We start from the raw sequence: 19,090 nt of genomic DNA, 5'->3' as shown, positions 1-19,090 counted from the left end.
GATTGCAGTCAGGATCGCCCGTCCAGCAATTGGCGCAATACATACTGCATGATGCCGCTGTGCCGGTAGTAGTCGGCCTCGGCGGGGGTGTCGATGCGCACCACCGCGTCGAAATCGAGCCCGTCGGCCTTCACATGCACGGTGTCGGGAATCGAGTCGTTGAGGGCAGTCACGCCGGTGATCTCGAACGTCTCCTCGCCCGTCAGCCCGAGCGACTCCGCGCTCTGCCCGTCGGCGAACTGCAGCGGCAGCACGCCCATGCCGATGAGATTGGAGCGGTGGATGCGCTCATAGGACTCGGCGATCACCGCGCGCACTCCGAGCAGGAGCGTGCCCTTGGCAGCCCAGTCCCGCGACGACCCCGAGCCGTACTCCTTGCCGGCGAGGAGCACCAGCGGCGTACCGGCGTCGGCGTAGCTCACCGAAGCCTCGTAGATCGTCGTGACCGGCCCGTCGGGCTGGGTGAAGTCACGGGTCCACCCGCCTTCGGTGTCCGGCGCGAGTTGGTTGCGCAGTCGGATGTTGGCGAAGGTACCGCGGATCATCACCTCGTGGTTGCCGCGCCGCGAACCGTAGGAGTTGAAGTTCTTGCGCTCGACGCCGTGCGCGGTCAGGTACTGCCCCGCCGGGGACGTCGGGCTGATCGACCCGGCCGGGCTGATGTGATCAGTGGTGACCGAGTCCCCCAGCTTGGCCAGCACCCGCGCGCCGGCAATGTCGTTGACCGGGTCGGGTTCGCGTCCCATGCCATCGAAGTACGGCGGCCGACGCACATAAGTCGAGTCGGGATCCCACTCGAAGGTGTCACTTTCCGGGACCGGCAGCGACCGCCAGCGGTCGTCACCGGTGAACACGTCCGCGTAGCTCCTGGTGAACAACTCGGCCTGCAGGTGATCGTCGACCACCTCGGCGATCTCGTCGGCCGTCGGCCAGATATCGCGCAGGTATACCGGCTCGCCATCATGGCCGGTGCCCAGCGGATCCTGGAGAAGGTCGAGGTGCAGCGTGCCGGCGAGTGCATACGCGACGACCAGCGGCGGTGAGGCCAAGAAGTTCATCCGGGTCTCCGGATGGATCCGGCCCTCGAAGTTGCGGTTGCCCGACAGCACCGAGCAGACCGTCAGGTCGTTGTCGGTCACCGCCCGACTCACCTGAGGGATCAGCGGTCCGGAGTTGCCGATGCAGGTGGTGCAGCCGTAGCCGACGAGGTTGAATCCCAGTGTGTCCAGATACTCTGTGAGACCGGCTTTCTCGTAGTAGTCCGTGACAACCCGCGAGCCCGGCGCCAGCGTTGTCTTGACCCAGGGCTTGCGGGTCAGCCCCTTCTCGACCGCCTTCTTCGCCAGCAGCGCGGCGCCCACCATCACCGACGGGTTCGAGGTGTTGGTGCAGGAGGTGATCGCGGCGATCACCACATGGCCGTTGTCAACTTCGGTATTGGTTCCGTCATCGAGTTCGACCTCGACCGGTGACGACGGCCAGTCGTGGATGCGGCCGCACAGACATGGCGAGCGCGGTTTGTCGCCCGGCCTGTTGAAGTCGATCGCTATCGGGTCGCTGGCCGGGAACGACAGGGCCGACGCCTTATCCAGACCGGCTAGCGCGTCCTCCGTGGTTTCGGCACCGGTGAGCAGCGCGCTGACCGCGTGCGGCGCAATGCGCAGCGGGATGCGGTCCTGTGGTCGCTTCGGCCCGGCGATCGACGGTTCGACGGTGCCCAGGTCCAGCTCGATGGTCTGTGAGAACGTGGGCTCGTGGCCAGGGTCGTGCCACATGCCCTGCTCCTTGGCGTAAGCCTCCACCAACTTGATCTGATGTTCGGAGCGGCCGGTGAGCCGCAGATAGTCGAGCGTGACCGCATCGATCGGGAAGATCGCGCACGTGGCGCCGTACTCCGGGCTCATGTTGCCAATCGTCGCGCGGTTAGCCAGCGGCACGTTGGCGACGCCGGGACCGTACAACTCGACGAACTTGCCGACCACCCCGGTGCGCCGCAGCAGCTCGGCCACGGTCAGCACGAGATCGGTGGCGGTGGTGCCGGGCTGCAGCTCACCGGTCAGTTTGAGGCCCAGCACCGGCGGGATCAGCATGCTCATCGGCTGACCGAGCATCGCCGCCTCGGCCTCGATACCGCCCACTCCCCAACCCAATACACCAAGTCCGTTGACCATCGGGGTGTGCGAGTCGGTGCCGACCAGGGTGTCCGGGTAGGCCATCGAGCCGCCCTGACCGTCGGAGGTGAACACGACCCGCGAGAGGTACTCGAGGTTCACCTGATGACAGATCCCGGTGTCGGGTGGAACGACGCTGAAGTCGTCGAAGGCTTGTTGTGCCCACCGCAGCAGCTGGTAGCGCTCGGCGTTGCGCTCGAACTCCAACTCGGCGTTGATGCGCACGGCGTCGGGACGGCCGAATACGTCGGCGATCACCGAGTGGTCGATAACGAGTTCCGTCGGGCACAGTGGGTTGATCCGCCGGGTGTCGCCACCCAGATCGGTGATGGCGTCGCGCATAGCGACCAGGTCGACCACGCACGGAACCCCGGTGAAGTCCTGCATGAGTACCCGCGCCGGTGTGTAGGCCACCTCCCGCCCGTGCTCTGCGGCCGGATCCCAGGCCGCCAGCGCACTGGCCTGTTCGGCGGTGACCAACCGCCCGTCCTCGTTGCGAGCGAGGTTCTCCAGCAGCACCTTGAGGCTGAAGGGCAGCCGAGCCGAACCGTCGATGCGGTCCAGCCGATAGATCAGGTAGGCGGTGTCATCGACGATCAGTCGATCGCGGGTCCCGAAGCTGTCCGACGAATTGGCTGAGCGCATGTCGTCCCCTTCAGTTGGAAAGTGGTTCTACCTCCAAGCTAGTCCCAACGCGGGACCGTGCAGCGGCGGTGGGTTGGGGAACCTTCAGGCCGCCGAGACAGCGCAAACGGTCGCGAGCAGCGCGATGCGTATATCGCCGGCCTCGATCCAATTGGCCGGTCAGTCGCCCGATCTCATCGAGACCCTCGCGGTCGCCGATCCGATGATCCGCACCATGGATGCGATCCTGACTCAACTCGAAGCGCTCGCCGCGACGGGGAACGACGTGTTCAATGTCGCGTCGGCGGTTCCCGGCGTCGCCACTTTGGGCCGGCTTGCCGGCCGCGGTGCAGAGCCAACAACTCGCAAGCAGCAACCACGGAGTCGCATTCCGTGAAAGAAGTCCTGACCGGACAGTCTCCGGACTCCGTTGACGCACAGGGTAATACGTCACAGCTACCATTCGGGCGGCGAAGGTCAAACGCACCCGCCAGGTATTTCGCGCGGCAGGCGGCGTGGGCCAGTTTGCAGCTCCCTACGGCGCGAAGGTCAGGATTGAACCTCTCGATCGAGGCCACGCTGACCGGTTCGGACCCGTTTGATCAGGCCGGCCACATTGCTCAGAGATCGAGATCCTGCCCAGGCGCGGGCACGCCACGTTGGACGGCCACGTCGACGGCCGACTGCTTGCACCAATCGTGATTGCATGCTGTCAATGCGAATGATGCTATGCTGTCACGGTGCGCACCACCGTCACGTTAGACGATGACACCCTGGCGATAGTCCGGCGCCTGATGCGCGAACGCGGGATCTCGTTCAAGAAGGCGCTAAACGACGCTATTCGCGAAGGGGCCGAAAGACGGCCCGCGCCAACACGTTTTACCACCCGCACCGCCGACCTCGGTGTGCCCACGGTAAATCTCGACCGCGCATTGCAGTTGGCTGGCGACCTAGAGGATGACGAATTGCTGCGCCGGCAGCGTCGTGGCGCGTGAAGATCGTTGACGCAAATGTGCTGCTGTACGCGGTGAACACCGCGAGCGAGCACCACAACGCCAGCAGGCGCTGGCTCGACGACGCTCTTTCCGGTTCCGACATCGTCGGATTGGCGTGGACCCCGCTGCTCGCATTCGTGCGCCTGGCGACGAAAGTCGGGCTCTTTCCCGCGCCCCTACCTGCTCCGGATGCGACGCGCCAAGTGATCGACTGGTGCGCGGCCCCGGCAGCTCAGGTGATCAGCCCGACCCCGAGGCACGCCGATATTCTGGCCCGCCTCGTGGCACAAACCGGCACCGGCGGCAATCTGGTCAACGACGCCCACCTCGCAGCGCTCGCCTTGGAGCACCGGGCGACAATCGTCACCTACGACAGCGATTTCAGCCGGTTCGACGGCGTGCGATCCCGAACTCCCGATTCGTTGCTGTCCTGATATCGGCCGAGTCGCAATTGCGGATCGTCGGTCTCACTCGCCCCAACTGACTCTCCCCCACTTCTCCTGTCGCCGAAAGCATTACGTTACAGCGACCACGAGAGTCGGAATGTCCCTGACATCCCCGCTAGTTATCCAGGCCCAGCCCGGCTCGACCGGACTGCCAGCAGGCCGTCCGGCGCGACCGCAACCTCGATATGGAACCGCCGGCTGGTGTGCTCCGCGGTCGTGCGCAGCCATTCGGCATCGGCGTTTGAGACACGTTCGAGGCGCATCTGCCGCACGCGCAGCGGCAGCATCTGCAGCGACACCCGTTCGTCGCGCTCAGGATCGAACGAGATCAGATAGAACAGCCTCAACTCGGGGCGGAAGGACTCGTGTCCGCCGATGCCCTCGTAGTCGTCAATAACATCGCCGCATCCGTACAGGATCGGTTTCCCTCGGTATATCTCGATCGCTCGAGGATGATGCGAGGAGTGCCCGTGCACGACGTCGATGCCGGCATCGATCAACCGGTGAGCGAACTGGATCTCACTCAATCCCACGCCGTAGCCCCAGTTGGAACCCCAATGCACTGAGACGATCGCGATGTCACCGGCGCGCTTGTGCGCCAACACATGCGCGGCGACATCGTCGGCGGCAGCGCGGTGGGACGGATCCCGGATCAACCACACCCCGGGCCGATCCCGATCCGCGGCCCACGATCCGGGGACCCCACTGGACTGCGTCGCCACCGAGCCGATGATGATTTTCCGATCACCGCTGAGGGTGATCACTGCCAGGCGTTGTGCGGCGTCGATGTTTGCACCCGCCCCGACCCCCTTGATCCCGGCCCCGGTAAGGACGTCGCAGGTCTCGGCCAAACCTCGGTGCCCGAAGTCGAGCATGTGGTTGTTGGCCAGGGCACACACATCCGGGCGAAACACGCTCAGGGCCGCCACGTTGCCCGGATGCATTCGATAATGGATCGCCTTGCGATCCGCGAATTCCCCATTCGTTGTGATCGTCGTTTCCAGATTGAGCAACCGGACGTCGGGTGCAAGCTCGTCCAGGATTTGCAGAGCTTCGCCCCATGGCCATCCCCAATCGACGGGACGCGGAATCGGCCCGTTGGTGCGCTCGGCCAGCTCGACGTAACGACGCGCGTCGAGCACGACAGGCTCACGCAGCTCGGGATTACCCGGGTGCGACAGTATCTGGTCGACGCCGCGGCCGAGCATGACGTCGCCGCCTGCGAGGACCGTCACTACACCAGGCTTATCCACCACTTCCGAACCACTTCCCCAGCGATCGATCGCGTTGGCGTCATTGCCACTTGAGAAAGGCTGCCCCGGCGAAACGCTCGTCCTCGTCGCGGTTCTCGGCTGAGGTCGTCGAACGCACCTCGGGCGGCAGCTTCGCGTTCAGTCGGGCCGAGGTCGATTGTGCGGCTCATGTAGTCCTCCGAATCAACAGGACCGGGCGTATCGAGGCTATGGCACGACGGTGCGCGATCTGCGGAGTCGGAGGTCCTGCCCTTTGTGGTCAAAGGTCCTCAAGAAAGGTCTTTTGCCTGCTGGCGAACGAAACGCCGAATGTCAATTCGGTATCCGGACGTCCACCCGGCATGCCGCTCGGCTCGGTCGGTACCGCCGCGGTGCACGCAGCCGTATCCTAGCGGTAGAGCGTCGGCACTAATGCCTTGTGCAGCATTATTTTTGGAGGATATTCGACATGGGCAGCATCCCGATAGGACGGATCGCCGGATTTCCGGTCCGCGTCAACTGGAGCGTGCTGGTCATCCTCTGGTTGTTCTCCTGGAGCTTGGCCGCCACGTTGCCCGGCGCTGTACCGGGTTACTCAACGGGGGCCTATTGGCTGGCGGGGGCTTGTGGCGCGCTGATATTGCTCGGATCGTTGCTGGCCCACGAACTGAGCCACGCGGTCCTCGCGCGCCGCGCCGACGTCAAGGTGTTCGACGTGACGCTGTGGCTGTTCGGCGGGGTCACCCGCCTCGGCGGCGAAGCCAGGACCCCTCGGGAGGCGTTTCGGATCGCGGTGTCGGGTCCTCTGACGAGCTTGGCGCTCGCGGCGGTCTTCGGCCTCGCGGCCTATGGACTCGGCGAACTCGGGGTGGCGCAAATCGTGCTCGGTGTCGCGTGGTGGCTGGCGGGCGTCAACCTGCTGCTGGGCCTGTTCAACATGCTTCCCGGCGCCCCATTGGACGGCGGGCGGGTCCTGAAGGCTTATCTGTGGCGCCGCTACGGCGATCCCGTACGCGCCGGCGTCGGCGCGGCGCGCGCAGGACGCATCCTCGCGTTCATCCTGATCGGCCTCGGGTTGGTGCAGTTCCTGGCGGGCTCCATGGTCGGCGGCGTGTGGCTGGCGTTCATCGGGTGGTTCATCTTCGCCGCTTCCCGTGAGGAGGAGATCCAAGTTGCGACGCAGCAGGCCGTCGCCGGTGTCCGCGTAGGCGACGTCATGACCGCCCAGCCTCACACCGCTCCCGCCGACATCACCATCGAGGATTTCATTCACCGTTATCTGCTGGGCGACCGCCACTCGGCGTATCCGGTCGCCGACCGCGACGGGTCGATCATCGGGTTGATCACGCTGACCCAACTGCGCGGCATAGCAGCCAGCCAGCGCCGCGCCACCTTGGTGCGTGAGGCCGCGATACCTCTACCTCAGGTGCCCGTGGCGGCACCACATGAGCCGCTTACCGCACTGCTGGAGCGCCTGGGATCGGTCGGCGCCAACCGCGCTCTTGTCGTCGACGCCGGGCGTGTCGTCGGTATCGTCACCGCAAGCGATCTCAGCCGATTGATAGACGTGTACCGGCTCGCGTCGCCGCAAGCGGGTCACCGGCCCTGATTGCCGATCTTGCCGCAAAAGCGACCGATGGGACCGTCGTCAATCCGGTGAATGACCTTTTCCCATATCGGCCCGGCGTCAGGCTCGTAGCCTTTCCGTCATGAAGATCTTCACCGACCGTGTCGACGCTGGACATCAGTTGGCGCAGCGTCTGGACCATCTGCACGACCAGGACCTCGTGGTCCTCGGCCTGCCGCGCGGTGGGGTGCCGGTGGCCTTCGAGGTGGCTGAAGCGCTGGGGGCGCCGCTCGACGTTCTCGTCGTGCGCAAGCTCGGTGTTCCGTTCCAGCCGGAACTGGCCTTCGGTGCCATCGGCGAGGACAAGGTGCGGGTGCTCAACGACGATGTCGTGCGCGCGGCGCACCTCGACGGCGACGACATGGACCGGGTCGAACACAAACAACGGATCGAGCTGCAGCGCCGTGCGGAACGCTTCCGGCGCGGGCGTGACCGGGTCTCGTTGAGGGGTCGGACCGCGCTGATCGTCGACGACGGCATTGCGACCGGGGCGACGGCCAAGGCGGCATGCCAGGTTGCCCGCGCGCACGGCGCGAGTCGGGTGGTGCTGGCGGTGCCCATCGGCCCCGACGACATCGTCGAACGGTTCGCAGGATTTGCCGATGAGGTGGTGTGCCTGCATACACCGGCGGCGTTCTTCGCCGTCGGGCAAGGCTACGACAACTTCAGTCAGACTTCCGACGACGAAGTCGTCATGCTGCTCGATCGCGCCCGGGATGACTCCGCCGACAAAGCCGCGGAGACCACCGCAGACCCACCACTGCGTGACGAGGAGGTCCAAGTCGCTGCCGGCCCGGTGACGGTCGCCGGCCACCTCACCATCCCCGAGAACCCCCGCGGCATAGTGGTCTTCGCGCACGGCAGCGGAAGCAGCAGGCACAGTCCCCGCAATCGCTACGTCGCGGAGGTATTGCACGGGGCCGGCCTTGGCACGCTGCTGTTCGACTTGCTCACGCCGGCCGAAGAGCGCAACCGCGCCAACGTGTTCGACATCGAGTTGTTGGCGTCCCGGCTCGTCGACGTGACCGGATGGCTGGCCACGCAGCCCGATGCCGCGTCGCTGCCGGTCGGGTACTTCGGCGCGAGCACCGGCGCCGGTGCCGCGCTGGTCGCGGCGGCCGATCCGCGGGTGAAGGTGGGAGCGGTCGTGTCCCGCGGGGGCAGACCAGATCTCGCGGGTCGGTCGCTGACGAAGGTCGGAGCACCGACCCTGCTGATCGTGGGAGGACGGGACGACGTGGTCCTTGACCTGAACCGGCGAGCACAGGCAGCGATACCTGGCGGGTGCGAACTCACGGTGATCCCCGGCGCGACACACCTTTTCGAAGAACCCGGAACGCTCGAGGAAGTCGCCGACCTGGCGCGCGACTGGTTCGTCGACCACTTGTGCCGCGCCTAGACGACCCGATGGTGAACAGCGAAGCGAGGACCAATGATCGAGTTACTTCACGACATGCCCGAGGGCGTCACCGGTATCCGCGTGTCAGGGCGACTGACCGGTGACGATCTGGAGCAGTTCAAGCCCGCCCTGGAGTCGATTGCGTCGACTGGTGAGATCAGGGTCGTCGAGATCATCGACCCCGACTATCAGGGCTTCGGACCCGGAGGTCTGGCCGCCGATCTCAAGGTCGGCTTCGGGGCGCTGATCAAGCACCATTCAAAGTTCCAGCGGATAGCGGTCGTATCGGACAAGGAATGGGTCGGACACACCTTGCACGCCTTCGCCTGGATGGTGCCCGGCGAACTGAAGATCTTCGGGTTCGATGAACTCGAACAGGCTAAGCAGTGGGCCGCCGGCTGACGCGAAGTGACGGGCAGGCGCTGCGTCAGCGGGCGTCGAGAACGCCGGCGAGGTACTTGGCGCGGCACGCAGCGTGGGCCAGTTTCCCGCTCGTGGTGCGCGGAATGGTCCCCGCAGGAACCAGTCGCACGTCAGCGACCGACAGAGCGTGCCTGCGCGATACAGCCGCGCGGATCTCGTCGACGACTGGCTGCGGAGCCACCGTTCCCGCGCCTGGCGCACGCTCGGCGACGATCACCAGACGTTCGCCGGGCGCGTCCGGCGCATTCGACGGAACTGAGAACGCGGCCGCATAACCCGCTCGCACCGCTGCCGATGCCTGCGCGACCGTGGCCTCGATGTCTTGCGGATAGTGGTTGCGGCCGTCGATGATCACCAGATCCTTGATGCGTCCGATGATGTAGAGCTCCCCGTCGAGGTACACGCCGAGATCACCTGTCTTGAACCAGGTTCCGCCTTCCGCCGCGCCATCGGCGTGGCTGCCGCCGTGCAGTCGCGATTGGAGTTTGTTGCGGAACGCCAGCTCGGTTTCCTCTTCGCGCCGCCAGTAGCCGCTGCCGATATTGTCGCCATGCAGCCAGATCTCGCCCACTTCGCCGTCGGGTAGTTCGGCGTCGGTGGAGGCGTCGACGATCACCGCCCACAGACTGCGGGCGACCCGGCCACACGACACCTGCCTGACGGCGTCGGGCGCGCTCGGATCGACCCGCACCGCGTGTCCCGCCCCCAATTGCTCGCGGTCGAGATACGCCACCCCGGCCGCAGATCCGGGATCGGTCGTCGAGACGAACAACGTCGCCTCCGCCATGCCATACGACGGTTTGACGGCCGTCGTCGGCAGACCGTACGGCCCAAAGGTGTTGTTGAATCGCTCGATCGAGGCCATGCTGACCGGTTCGGAACCGTTGATCAAGCCGGCCACGTTGCTCAGGTCGAGATCCTTTCCCGCCCTGGGCAGCCCGCGCTGTACAGCGACGTCGAAAGCGAAGTTCGGGGCGGCCGAAAACGTTCGGCCAAAGCGAGATTCGTCGGCCAGCGCCTGGATCCACCGGTGCGGCCGCCGCACGAAGGCCATCGGGGACATCATCGTCATCTGTCCGCTGCACAGAGCGGGGAACATGATCATGAGCAGGCCCATGTCGTGGAACAGCGGCAACCAGCTGACACCACGCACGTTCCAATCCAGCCCCAGCGAGAGAATCATCTGCACGACGTTGGTGCACACCTCGCGATGGGTGATCTCGACGCCGGCAGGTGCCCGCGTGGAACCAGAGGTGTACTGCAGGTAGGCGATGTCGTCGGTCTCCAGTGCCGCAGGTACGAAGGTGGATCCCACGGCTGCCGGTATCGCGTCGATCGCGACGGGGCGCGGCCGACGCCGGCGCGTCCGATTACGCAGGACCGCCTGCACGCTTTCTGCAGCTTGGCTGGTCGTCAGTACCACCGATGGTTCGGCGTCGTCGAGCACCGCCTCCAGGCGTTCGGCCTGTCCGGGAAGCTCTGGCACGAACAGCGGCACCGCGATGTTGCCGGTTGCGATCGCCGCGAAAAAGCCCACGACGTACTCCAGACCCTGCGGCGCGAGAATGGCCACCCGGTCCCCCGGCGCAGTCACCTGCTGTAACCGTGCCCCCACCGCGCGCAGGCGGGTTCCGAGGTCGTGCCAGGTCAGATCGACCGGTCGCCCGTCGGCATCCTCGCTGTAGTCCAGAAACCGGTAGGCCACGGCATCACCGAGCTGGGCTACGTTGTGATCGAGGTACGACGTCAGCGTCGCGCCGTCGGGAATGGCGATGTGGCCCTCGGTGTCCAGATAATCAGCGATCTGGGACGCGGCGCCTGCGCCAGCAGATTCTGTGAAATCTCTAAGAGGCATGTGTCCAGTGAAGCTCGGCATGGGACCGTCGCAAAGGTACCTGTGACTCTAGTTTCAGTTACTTTGGTCCCGGGCCGCGCCTACCACCGGGCTGTTATGTGCCGCACGTCATAGGTCTTGGCCGGGCGAGCGTGTCGCACGCCAGACACGCGGAGCGACAGATCGCCGAGGATCGAGCAGGAAGCAGACTGCGATGACAGACAGCGACATTCGGGTCCTCCGGGCGCGGCCGTGGAAGGACCCCGCGATCGCCACCCCTTGTCCCCGACGCGCGAATGGTTCACGGCAAATACCGGACAACCCGGTCGCTGTGCGGCATCGTTGTCACATGAGCCCCAAGGTTCCCACCCCGAAAGAGATCAAAGAAGCCGCCCAGGCGGCCGCCGAGACAGCACAGACGGTGGCCAGCGAAGCGATGCGCATTCCACCGGCATCGCTCCACATGATGAGCCAAGTGCCGGATCTCATCGAGAACCTGGCCGCGGCGACAGAGCGCCTCAACGCGGCAATCGATCGAGCGGAACGCTATCTCGCACTGGCCGATCCGATGATCCGAACCATGGATGCGATCCTGCCCCAGCTCGAGGCGCTCGTCGCCACCGGCAATGACGTGTACAGCGCCGTGGGGCGAATCCCAGGCGTTGCCACCGTAGGCCGGTTTGCGTCCCGAAGTTCGAGCCAGCAGGACAAGAAGTCCTCGGGTGGCCGGACCACGCGCAAGAAGTCATGATCGGGACGCCGGGGCGCCGTGATCACTCGTAGTTGACCTCGTCCCTTGGGAAGGGGCGTGTGCTGAAGTCGATTTGCGCCGCCGGGTTCGCTACCGCGGTCACCATGCCGGATCCGAACGCACCCTGTCGGTCGAACAACGTCGCCGTGCCCACGGAGATACCGTCCGCCGCCCAGTGCGAGTCTCCCTGCACCAGAACCCAGTCGTCGAGCGGCAAACGCGATAACGCCACCGTCAGGTCACCGTTGATGTAGCCGATGCCATCGCTGCCGAGGTTGGTCACCAGGCTAGTGGACTCCCCGACCGTCACCGCCCGAACAAACGGCGAGACCGCTTCTCCCGCAACGATGTCTGCGCAAGAAAAGTAGAAGCGCTTGCGCGACGTGTTCTGATGCGCCGCGGCGAGCGTGTCCATCCACCGTCGTCGCTGCCGATGAACGGCACCAGCGCGTCGTCGGGAGTCGGTAACTCCGGCGCGCTGACCGGTGCGACCCACTCCTGGCCGGGCGGAGCGGACGAGCTCCTGTACTGGGTCAGGCTGGCACGCGCGACCGCCCGGCCGTCTTGCATCACGTCGCATTCGGCGTTGCGCACCCGGTGGCCGTCACGGACCACCCGGACCTCAACGTCGTCGGACGATTCCGCGCTGCGCGAAAGATGTCGACCGTGATCCGTGTCGGCATGAAGTCATCTGAGCCGCAATCCCTCTCGAGCGTCCGCGCAGCCAGCCCTACGATCGCCGGACCGTTGAGGTGATCGTCGCCCCAGTGGCTCTGGGCGAATGCGGTCGGCATGAAGGCGCCATCCGCCGTCGGTGTGAAATACGCCGGATCGGTGCTCATCCGCGGATCTTCGCACAAGCGCATGCATGCACTTGCAGTTAGGTGTTGCGGCCGCCGTTGACGCCGAGGATCTGCCCGGTGATGTAGCCGGCCTCTTCGGAGATGAGAAATGCGCATGCCGCCGCGATGTCCTCCGGCTTGCCCATTCGGCGTACGGGTGTCGCGTCGATGGTCGCCTGGATATCGCCGAGGTACCCCCTCCCCTCGGCCGCGCGCAGCATCGGGGTGTCGATGAAGCCCGGTGGTACGGCGTTCACCGTGATGCCGGCCGGTCCGTACTCCAGCGCCAGCGTCTTGGTCAGCCCGTTGACCGCCGATTTCGCCGCCACGTAGTGCGCCATGTACGGCGCCCCGGAGTGAGTGCTCGACGACGAGATGTTGACGGTCCGGCCCCAGCCCGCCTCGACCATGTCCGGCAGTACGGCCTGGATGCAGTGGAATACGCCGTTGAGGTTGACGTCGATGACGCGTTTCCACTGGTCGAACGTGATGTCGCTGAACCGCGAGAACCCGTCCAAGCCGGCGGCGTTGACCAAGATCGTCACCGGCCCAAGCCGGGCCCGGATGGCCGAAAGCGCGGCGTCGACCTGTGCGCGGTCGGTCACATCGGCAGTGAAGGCGAACTCGTCGTCGTTGGGCGTCAAGTCGACTATGGCGACGTGGTGACCGTCGGCACGTAACCGGTCCACGACCGCGCGTCCGATCCCTGAACCGCCACCGGTGACGACCGCTGTCTTCATTGCGTTGTCCTTTCGCTAATAGGTTGCCGGAGAATGTGTTCCGTGGGCCGACGTGGCGTTCGCAGCCCTAGTGTGCGCCTACCCGCAGCCATCAGATGCGTGGCCAGCGCGTCGTCATCGAGTCGCACCCTCATCGGCCCCACCGCACCGGCCATGCCCGCGAAGACCATGGCCGCCTGGATCTCGCCCGCCGGGCCCGGCTCGACGTCGGCGAGGAGCCGCAGTTGACGGGCGATCAGGTCGCTCCAGTCCTGGTGCTGCTGGAGCGCGGTGGCCACGCTCGGGTCCGCGGCCAGGACAGCGGCGAGACCGCGATTGCGCACGGCGAGGTCGGCGTAGCCGCTGAGCATGTATTCCGCTCTGCCCCGAGCGGTCCGCTGCGACTCGGCGGCTTCGACGATGCCGCGCAACTGCGCGAACATCGGCTCGAGCACGGCGGCCAGCAGTTGTTCGCGTGTCCGGAAGTGGTGATAGATAGCGGCTTTCGTGAAGCCCAGTTCGTCGGCGATCATCTGCAGCGACGTGCCGGCATAGCTGTGCTTGGTGAACAGCGCGACCGCGACGTCGATGAGGCGTTGTCGAGTGCCGCTCGACTCGTCGTCCACGGTCGCCACCTTCGCTCCTTTACGATCGGCTAGGAGCCTACTAGCCGATCGTAAAGCTGAGTCCGGCGGGTCCTAACCGCAGCCCGGGGCGCCGAACGGTCGTGATTTCTCGCCGCACAAGTCGACGTTCGGCGTCAGGCGCGGACGGCTTGCACTGACCAGACGTCACGCCGACCTGCCGCGTGCCGACCGACGATGACGTCGCGAAAGCCGACCGAACGGCACAGTGCCGCAAAGGTTTCGGCCTGTTCGCGGGTCCAGCCATGGCTGGCGAAGCCGGTCGCGTCACGGTCGACCTGCCGTTCGACCGCGAGGAGCCGTCCCCGCGGCGCCAGGAGCCGGTGCATCTCCGCCAGCCCCGCATCGACGTCCTGCCAGTGGTGCACCGTCGCCAGCGACCACGCCACCGTGGCCGCTCCGTCCGGCAGCGGCACGCGCTCGGCGGTGCCCCTCATCCAGGCGATGTCCTCGCGACGAGTGAATAAGCGGGCAAGCCGGAGCATCACGGGCGCCGGATCGATCCCGACGACCGCCGCTCCTCGACGCGCCGCCTCTCGTGCGGCCCCGCCCGGACCGCAGCCGATGTCGACGACCGTGTCGCCGGCGCGCACCGCGGTGAGGTCGGCGGCAAGGCGCGCAGTGGCCCCGCCCATGGCCAGCAGGGCCACTCCGACGCACACGCCCATCGGGCCGGCGAACCCGGGATGGTCCGCGTGGTGGTTGACCGGCAGTTCCTTCGGTTCACTCATGCTTACGAGCTTGCCGCTTGCCCTGGGCCCGAAGTCAAGACGGCGATGGCGATACGCGACGGCACGCTTCGCACCTCCCGGTACGACCGCCTCCGTGCCGCCCGGACATAATCGACAAAAGGAAAGGTTGGCTAAGGATCGGAGCGGGTGTGGTCGAGATCGGTGCGCCAGGGTCGCCGACCATCCAGCGCTCCCCGGGCCTGCTGATCGCCGGGCTGTCTGTCGTCGTGCTCACCGTCGCGGTCCTGCAGACGGCCGTCGTTCCGGTGCTCGGCATCATCGCCGAGCAACTGAACGCGTCCATCGTCGGCGTCAGCTGGGCGGTCACCGCCAACCTGCTCGCCGCCGTCGCGGCCACCCCGCTGCTCGGCCGGCTCGCCGACCTGCACAGTAAACACCGGGTGCTGCTCGGCGTCCTCGTCGTCGTCCTCGCCGGATCACTGCTCGCCGCCACCACGTCGTCGCTCCGACTGCTCATCGTCGCCCGCGTGCTTCAGGCCGCCTCTTATTCCCTCTATCCGATCAGCATCGCGATCCTCCGCGAAGAGCTGTCCTCCGGGCGCATGATGTCGGCGATGGCGGTGCTGTCCGGCACCTTGGGCTTCGGCGGCGGAACCGGTCTGGTCGTGGTCGGATTGTTGATGAGCGGTGACGCCGACTATCACCGGGTGTTCTGGTTGACGACGGCGTTCACCGTGCTGGTCATCGCGATCGTGCTGGTCGTGGTGCCCCGACGACCGCGCCATGTCGCCGGGTCGATCGACTGGCTGGGCGCGGCCGGGTTGGCGGTGGGTTTGTCGGCGCTGCTGCTGGCGATCACCCAGGGACAGAGTTGGGGGTGGGCCTCACCGGTCACGTTCGGCTGCACCCTTGGCGGTGTGGCCGTGCTGGCCGGTTGGTGGTGGTGGGAGCGACGCATCAGTCGACCGCTGGTGTCGACGGCGATGCTCACCCGGCGACCGATCATGTTCACCAACCTTGCCACGATCTTCGTCGGCATGGGGCTGTATTTCGCGTTTCTCGGGCTGACGCTGTTCGTCCAAATCCCCCGTGAGCCTGCGGGTTACGGCTTCGGCGCGACGGTGTTGGAGGCGAGCGTGGTGTATCTGCTGCCCGGCGCGTTCACCGGCTTTCTCGTCGCGCTGGTCAGCGGGAGGTTCATCGATCGTCACGGCGCACGGCCGGTGCTGCTGGTGGCGGCGACCGCAGGTATCGCCGGGTTCCTGTTCATCACGTTCGCCCACTCGCACACCTGGCAGATCATCGTGGCCAGCATTCTGGCCAACGCGTACATCAGCCTCGGCTACGGCGCGCTGCCCGCGCTGGTGGTCAGCGAGGTCGATGCCTCCGAAACCGGGGTTGCCACGAGCATGAACGCGATCGCGCGCACGATCGGCAGCTCGCTCGCGGCCGCCGTCGTCGCCATGCTGCTCAGTCGGTCGGTGCCCGGTACGGGCGTGCCGATGGAGAGCAGCTTTTTCGCGATCTTCCTAGGCGGGGCGGTGACGTCGACTCTCGCGCTGGTGTTGATCGCCGTCTCCCGCCCGTCGTCGCGGCCGGATTCCGCGGAGGCGCGCTACGAAGCGCGCGCCATGAGCCACGAGTGGGGCTGACCGGACCGATCCGCTGTCAGCGCAAGGCGGCCAGGTTGGCGACCGACTTGTGCACGTCGGACTCGATCACCTTGGCGACCAAGTTGCCGATGCGCGTGTTCAGCAACCCACCCGAGAGATCGGCGACCACCTGAAACGTCGAACCCCGTTTTTCGTCGCGGACACACAGCGTCAGGCAGATACGGATGCCCGGCCGGCCCCGCCCGACCAACTCGATCACCTTCGGATCGTCGTAGCGGGTGACGTGCCAGTGGATGGTGTTGCGGAATCCCTTGACCTTGATCAGCGACGACACGCAGGTGCCCACCTCGATGTCCGCGGGAACCTCGCCACGCCACCCGCCGAAGATCGTCAGCCACTCGTCGAACCGGCTCAGGTCCGAGGCCAGCGCCCACGCATCGTGCGGGCTGAGATCCGACGACACCGAAACGTCCACTGCTGCCATGCCTAGTGCCGTACCCCGCGGAGTGGGGCAGGTAAACGGGTTTCGACCGACCACGGACACAATGGCTGCGAGACCACCTCGAACAAGGCGACCCGTCGGTGCCGGCTGCGGTCAGTCGGGCGGCTCGAGGCATGCGTGATGAACAGCGAATCTGGTGCCTGGTCCCATAGCAGCCGAACGATTCCATTGTGCCTGTATGAATTCGTTGCGGAATCGCCTGCGAAGGACCATTTGATCCGCGATTGTTTATCCACAGCTGGGGGACTGCTCGTAGGAGGATCCGCGCTGACCGGGACACACACCACCGCCGTCGACCACCCATCGGAGCATGACGAGGCGACCCGCCGTAAAGGTGCCCCGGTCATCGAGATCGACCACGTGACCAAACGCTTCGGCGACTACACCGCCGTGGCCGACGCGGACTTCTCCATCGCGTCGGGTGAGTTCTTCTCGATGCTGGGCCCCTCGGGCTGCGGCAAGACGACGACGCTGCGGATGATCGCAGGATTCGAGAGCCCGACCGTCGGTGCGATCCGGCTCGAGGGCGCCGACGTCTCGAAAGTGCCGCCCCACAAGCGCAACGTCAACACCGTGTTCCAGCACTATGCGCTGTTCCCGCACATGTCGGTGTGGGACAACGTCGCCTACGGGCCGCGCAGCAAGAAGCTGGCCAAGGGTGAGATCCGCAAGCGGGTCGACGAACTGCTCGGGATCGTCCGGCTGACCGACTTCGCCGAGCGGCACCCCGCCCAGCTCTCCGGTGGGCAACAACAACGGGTGGCGCTGGCCCGTGCGCTGGTGAACTACCCCAGCGCACTGCTGCTCGACGAACCGCTTGGCGCCCTCGACCTGAAGCTGCGCCAGGTGATGCAGTTCGAACTCAAGCGCATCCAGCGCGAAGTCGGGATCACGTTCGTCTATGTGACCCACGACCAGCAGGAAGCGCTGACGATGAGTGACCGCATTGCGGTCATGAACGCCGGCAACGTCGACCAGATCGGGACTCCCACCGAGATTTACGAGCCCTCGACGGTTTTCGTCGCCGGCTTCATCGGGCAGGCGAATCTGTGGGCGGGTAGACAGACCGGCCGGGTCAATCGGGACTACGTCGAGATCGAGGTGCTGGGCTCGACGCTGAAAGCACGCCCGGGCGACACCACGATCGAACCGGGCGGGCACGCGACCTTGATGGACTGCCGCTGGCCGCGCCGGACGCGTCGCAGATCATCGCCCACATCGGTCCGCAGGAAGATCTGCCGCTGCTTCGCCCCGGGGACGAGGTGCACGTGTGCTGGGCACCCGACGCGTCTGCCGGCGGCCGACATTCCCACCGCCGAGGATCTCGAGGAGATGCTCGACGACTCCTGAGCTGTCGGCGCCCTCCCCTCCCCTTCCCACGAAAGGCCCAGTCGCCATGCCCTATGAGACGGATCCGCGCCTCGCCCGTTTCGTCCCCAACCGCACGACGCGTCGCCGCTTCATCGGCGGGAGCGCCGCCGCGGCAGCAGCTCTGGCCTTGGGCCCGTCGTTCCTCGCGGCGTGTGGGTCCGACAGCGGCACCACGGGCACCACTACCCAAGACGGCGGACCGGCCAGTGGCACACTGCGGATTTCGAACTGGCCGCTGTACATGGCCGACGGCTTCATCGAAGCATTCCAGCACGCTTCGGGCATCACCGTCGACTACAAGCAAGACTTCAACGACAACGAAGAATGGTTCGCCAAGGTCAAGGAACCGTTGTCGCGCAAGCAAGACATCGGCACCGACCTCGTCGTACCGACCGCCTTCATGGCCACACAGATCCGCAATCTCAACTGGGTCAACGAATTCAGCGCTGACGGTATCCCGAACAAGAAGAACCTGAGGCTCGATCTGCTCGATGCCCAGATGGACCCGGGCCGCAGGTGGAGCGCACCCTACATGAGCGGCATGGTCGGCCTCGCCTACAACCGGGCCGCGACCGGCCGCGACCTCACGAAGATCGACGACCTGTGGGATCCGGCCTACAAGGGCCGTGTCAGCATGCTCTCGGATTTCCAGGACGGCCTGGGCATGATCATGCAGTCCCAAGGCGGCGACCCGGCATCGCCCAGCACCGAGTCGGTGCAGAAGGCGGTGGACCTCGTCCGAGCGGAGAACGACAAAGGGCAGATCCGCCGGTTCACCGGAAACGACTACGTCGAAGACCTGGCCGCCGGCAATGTCGTGATCGCGCAGGCCTATTCGAGTGACGTCGTGCAGTTGCAGGCCGACAATCCCGATCTGCAGTTCGTGGTCCCGGAATCCGGTGGCACCGACTTCCTCGACACGATGGTGATCCCCTACACGACACAGAACCAGAAGGCCGCCGAAGCGTGGATCGACTTCGTCTACGACCGGGCCAATTACGCGAAGCTGATCGCCTTCACGCAATTCGTGCCGGTGCTCTCGGACATGACCGCGGACCTCGACCGGGTCGACCCCAACCTCGCCAGGAACGAACTGATCAATCCGCCGCAGTCGACGCTTGACCGGATCAAGGCCTGGGCGCCGCTCGAGGATGAGCAGAAGCAGCAGTACGCCGCGATGTACGCAGAAGTCACCGGCGGTTGAT

The 19,090-nt window shown here is 65.9% G+C and carries 16 protein-coding genes and 2 pseudogenes; 10 read left to right on the top strand and 8 right to left on the bottom strand.

Features of this window, described 5'->3' with window-relative positions; translation table 11 throughout:
* Nucleotides 1-8: 8 nt before the first annotated feature.
* Nucleotides 9-2,816 (bottom strand): aconitate hydratase, encoded by a 2,808-nt coding sequence (locus QGN32_RS23065; RefSeq protein ID WP_326546472.1) that lies wholly within the window; start codon nucleotides 2,814-2,816, stop codon nucleotides 9-11.
* Nucleotides 2,817-2,940: 124 nt separating this feature from the next.
* Here QGN32_RS23065 and QGN32_RS23060 point away from each other — a divergent pair, with 124 nt between their 5' ends.
* From QGN32_RS23060 to QGN32_RS23050, 3 genes are all read left to right on the top strand, one after another.
* On the top strand, nucleotides 2,941-3,192 hold the full coding sequence (locus QGN32_RS23060) for a hypothetical protein (protein WP_326546471.1): 252 nt from the start codon (nucleotides 2,941-2,943) through the stop codon (nucleotides 3,190-3,192).
* A 343-nt stretch (nucleotides 3,193-3,535) separates the two neighbouring features.
* Nucleotides 3,536-3,790, top strand: a complete 255-nt coding sequence (locus QGN32_RS23055) for a ribbon-helix-helix protein, CopG family (protein WP_326546470.1) — start codon at nucleotides 3,536-3,538, stop codon at nucleotides 3,788-3,790.
* Entirely contained in the window at nucleotides 3,787-4,224 is a 438-nt protein-coding gene (locus QGN32_RS23050; RefSeq protein WP_326546469.1) for a type II toxin-antitoxin system VapC family toxin, read from the top strand. The genes QGN32_RS23055 and QGN32_RS23050 overlap by 4 nt, the downstream gene beginning before the upstream one ends.
* Before the next feature lie 131 nt (nucleotides 4,225-4,355).
* Here the strand turns inward: QGN32_RS23050 and QGN32_RS23045 are convergent, their stop codons facing one another.
* Entirely contained in the window at nucleotides 4,356-5,444 is a 1,089-nt protein-coding gene (locus QGN32_RS23045) for a CapA family protein (protein ID WP_326549222.1), read from the bottom strand.
* Between the two features lie 493 nt (nucleotides 5,445-5,937).
* Between QGN32_RS23045 and QGN32_RS23040 the strand changes: the two genes are divergently transcribed.
* The 3 genes from QGN32_RS23040 to QGN32_RS23030 all read left to right on the top strand — a co-directional run bounded on the left by QGN32_RS23040 (nucleotide 5,938) and on the right by QGN32_RS23030 (nucleotide 8,896).
* Entirely contained in the window at nucleotides 5,938-7,077 is a 1,140-nt protein-coding gene (locus tag QGN32_RS23040) for a site-2 protease family protein (RefSeq protein WP_326546468.1), read from the top strand.
* A gap of 100 nt (nucleotides 7,078-7,177) precedes the next feature.
* Entirely contained in the window at nucleotides 7,178-8,494 is a 1,317-nt protein-coding gene (locus tag QGN32_RS23035) for a phosphoribosyltransferase family protein (RefSeq protein WP_326546467.1), read from the top strand.
* Between the two features lie 33 nt (nucleotides 8,495-8,527).
* Entirely contained in the window at nucleotides 8,528-8,896 is a 369-nt protein-coding gene (locus QGN32_RS23030) for a SpoIIAA family protein (protein WP_326546466.1), read from the top strand.
* Between the two features lie 25 nt (nucleotides 8,897-8,921).
* Here the strand turns inward: QGN32_RS23030 and QGN32_RS23025 are convergent, their stop codons facing one another.
* Nucleotides 8,922-10,772: a fatty acyl-AMP ligase gene (locus QGN32_RS23025; RefSeq protein WP_326546465.1), complete on the bottom strand. Its 1,851-nt coding sequence runs from the start codon at nucleotides 10,770-10,772 to the stop codon at nucleotides 8,922-8,924.
* A gap of 328 nt (nucleotides 10,773-11,100) precedes the next feature.
* Between QGN32_RS23025 and QGN32_RS23020 the strand changes: the two genes are divergently transcribed.
* A complete protein-coding gene (locus QGN32_RS23020) occupies nucleotides 11,101-11,502 on the top strand; it encodes a hypothetical protein (protein WP_326546464.1) in 402 nt (133 codons plus the stop codon).
* Nucleotides 11,503-11,524: 22 nt separating this feature from the next.
* On the opposite strand, the pseudogene QGN32_RS23015 reads toward QGN32_RS23020, so the two are convergent.
* The 4 genes and pseudogenes from QGN32_RS23015 to QGN32_RS23000 form a co-directional block, all read right to left on the bottom strand.
* Nucleotides 11,525-12,344: pseudogene (locus QGN32_RS23015) on the bottom strand (thioesterase family protein).
* Nucleotides 12,345-12,382: 38 nt separating this feature from the next.
* The gene (locus QGN32_RS23010) at nucleotides 12,383-13,084 is read right to left on the bottom strand and encodes an SDR family NAD(P)-dependent oxidoreductase (RefSeq protein ID WP_326546463.1); all 702 of its coding nucleotides are present in this window, start codon (nucleotides 13,082-13,084) and stop codon (nucleotides 12,383-12,385) included.
* Nucleotides 13,081-13,698, bottom strand: coding sequence for a TetR/AcrR family transcriptional regulator (locus QGN32_RS23005; protein ID WP_326546462.1), 618 nt, complete (start codon nucleotides 13,696-13,698; stop codon nucleotides 13,081-13,083). Before QGN32_RS23005 ends, QGN32_RS23010 begins: the two co-directional genes overlap by 4 nt.
* A gap of 125 nt (nucleotides 13,699-13,823) precedes the next feature.
* Nucleotides 13,824-14,438, bottom strand: coding sequence for a class I SAM-dependent methyltransferase (locus QGN32_RS23000; protein WP_326546461.1), 615 nt, complete (start codon nucleotides 14,436-14,438; stop codon nucleotides 13,824-13,826).
* 149 nt (nucleotides 14,439-14,587) lie between these two features.
* On the opposite strand from QGN32_RS23000, the gene QGN32_RS22995 reads away from it, so the two are divergent.
* On the top strand, nucleotides 14,588-16,051 hold the full coding sequence (locus QGN32_RS22995) for an MFS transporter (RefSeq protein WP_326546460.1): 1,464 nt from the start codon (nucleotides 14,588-14,590) through the stop codon (nucleotides 16,049-16,051).
* A 16-nt stretch (nucleotides 16,052-16,067) separates the two neighbouring features.
* Here QGN32_RS22995 and QGN32_RS22990 read toward each other — a convergent pair whose 3' ends face one another.
* Nucleotides 16,068-16,496 carry a type II toxin-antitoxin system Rv0910 family toxin gene (locus QGN32_RS22990; protein WP_326546459.1) on the bottom strand — a complete coding sequence of 143 codons (429 nt, stop codon included), beginning with the start codon at nucleotides 16,494-16,496 and terminating at the stop codon, nucleotides 16,068-16,070.
* A 378-nt stretch (nucleotides 16,497-16,874) separates the two neighbouring features.
* Between QGN32_RS22990 and QGN32_RS22985 the strand changes: the two are divergent.
* Nucleotides 16,875-17,864: pseudogene (locus tag QGN32_RS22985) on the top strand (ABC transporter ATP-binding protein).
* 46 nt (nucleotides 17,865-17,910) lie between these two features.
* Nucleotides 17,911-19,089 carry a polyamine ABC transporter substrate-binding protein gene (locus QGN32_RS22980; RefSeq protein ID WP_326546458.1) on the top strand — a complete coding sequence of 393 codons (1,179 nt, stop codon included), beginning with the start codon at nucleotides 17,911-17,913 and terminating at the stop codon, nucleotides 19,087-19,089.
* Nucleotide 19,090: the final 1 nt, after the last annotated feature.

This window comes from Mycolicibacterium sp. ND9-15, from assembly GCF_035918395.1.
Taxonomy (GTDB): domain Bacteria; phylum Actinomycetota; class Actinomycetes; order Mycobacteriales; family Mycobacteriaceae; genus Mycobacterium.
The sequence above is the reverse complement of the archived record's forward strand: the minus strand, read 5'-3'. Positions and strand labels throughout refer to the sequence as shown.

Coding starts and splice junctions, on each gene's coding strand:
- QGN32_RS22980 (WP_326546458.1), top strand. CDS start 17,911: ATGCCCTATGAGACGGATCCGCGCCTCGCCCGTTTCGTCCCCAACCGC.
- QGN32_RS23045 (WP_326549222.1), bottom strand. CDS start 5,444: ATGCTCGGCCGCGGCGTCGACCAGATACTGTCGCACCCGGGTAATCCC.
- QGN32_RS23025 (WP_326546465.1), bottom strand. CDS start 10,772: ATGCCTCTTAGAGATTTCACAGAATCTGCTGGCGCAGGCGCCGCGTCC.
- QGN32_RS23020 (WP_326546464.1), top strand. CDS start 11,101: ATGAGCCCCAAGGTTCCCACCCCGAAAGAGATCAAAGAAGCCGCCCAG.
- QGN32_RS23000 (WP_326546461.1), bottom strand. CDS start 14,438: ATGAGTGAACCGAAGGAACTGCCGGTCAACCACCACGCGGACCATCCC.
- QGN32_RS22990 (WP_326546459.1), bottom strand. CDS start 16,496: ATGGCAGCAGTGGACGTTTCGGTGTCGTCGGATCTCAGCCCGCACGAT.
- QGN32_RS23030 (WP_326546466.1), top strand. CDS start 8,528: ATGATCGAGTTACTTCACGACATGCCCGAGGGCGTCACCGGTATCCGC.
- QGN32_RS23010 (WP_326546463.1), bottom strand. CDS start 13,084: ATGAAGACAGCGGTCGTCACCGGTGGCGGTTCAGGGATCGGACGCGCG.
- QGN32_RS23040 (WP_326546468.1), top strand. CDS start 5,938: ATGGGCAGCATCCCGATAGGACGGATCGCCGGATTTCCGGTCCGCGTC.
- QGN32_RS23065 (WP_326546472.1), bottom strand. CDS start 2,816: ATGCGCTCAGCCAATTCGTCGGACAGCTTCGGGACCCGCGATCGACTG.
- QGN32_RS23035 (WP_326546467.1), top strand. CDS start 7,178: ATGAAGATCTTCACCGACCGTGTCGACGCTGGACATCAGTTGGCGCAG.
- QGN32_RS23060 (WP_326546471.1), top strand. CDS start 2,941: ATGCGTATATCGCCGGCCTCGATCCAATTGGCCGGTCAGTCGCCCGAT.